Annotated in this window: 1 protein-coding gene; it reads right to left on the bottom strand. The window is 35.2% G+C overall.

What is annotated here, in order from left to right; all coding sequences use genetic code 11:
* Positions 1 to 12: 12 nt before the first annotated feature.
* Positions 13 to 600 (bottom strand): integrase core domain-containing protein (locus B0A78_RS08575; protein WP_133065784.1); only part of this gene is annotated, 588 nt, incomplete at its 5' end.

Here is a 600-nt window from a genome sequence, read left to right as displayed (position 1 = left end):
TGTAAACTTCCCTCAATTAGCTACATTCAAAACTAAAGAATTCCAATCAATAATTTTAAATTTCTCTTGTTGAAATGTGGGAAACTCTTCGGCGGTTTCAAAGTTGAGTTTCCCATATTTCAACAAGAACCCTATAGGCGTCATATAATTCAGCCCAGAATGAGGTCTTTCATTATTATAAATCCATATCCATGCGTTTACATAATTCTGCATTTGGCGGGTTGATTCAAACATATAACAATCCAATACTTCCTGTCGAAATGTTCTATTAAAACGCTCAATCAAACTGTTTTGGGTAGGTTTTCCAGGTTGAATATAGGTTAATTCTATTTGATTATTTTGGCACCAATCCTTCATCTTTTGTGCAATAAATTCGGGACCATTATCTACGCGAATTCGCTCTGGTTTACCCCTCCATTGGATTAAATTGTCTAATTCATTAATCACCCTTTGAGCAGGCAAGCTGTTGTTGATAGTAACCATTAATGCTTCCCTATTAAAATCATCTATGACATTAAGAGAACGAATTTTCCTCCCATCTTGTAGCGTATCCTGCATAAAATCAATACTCCATGTGATATTAGGTTGAATTGGTCTGAG

The sequence above is a fragment of the Flavobacterium columnare NBRC 100251 = ATCC 23463 genome (assembly GCF_002530675.1).
GTDB classification, from domain to species: Bacteria; Bacteroidota; Bacteroidia; order Flavobacteriales; family Flavobacteriaceae; genus Flavobacterium; species Flavobacterium columnare.
The sequence above is the reverse complement of the archived record's forward strand: the minus strand, read 5'-3'. Positions and strand labels throughout refer to the sequence as shown.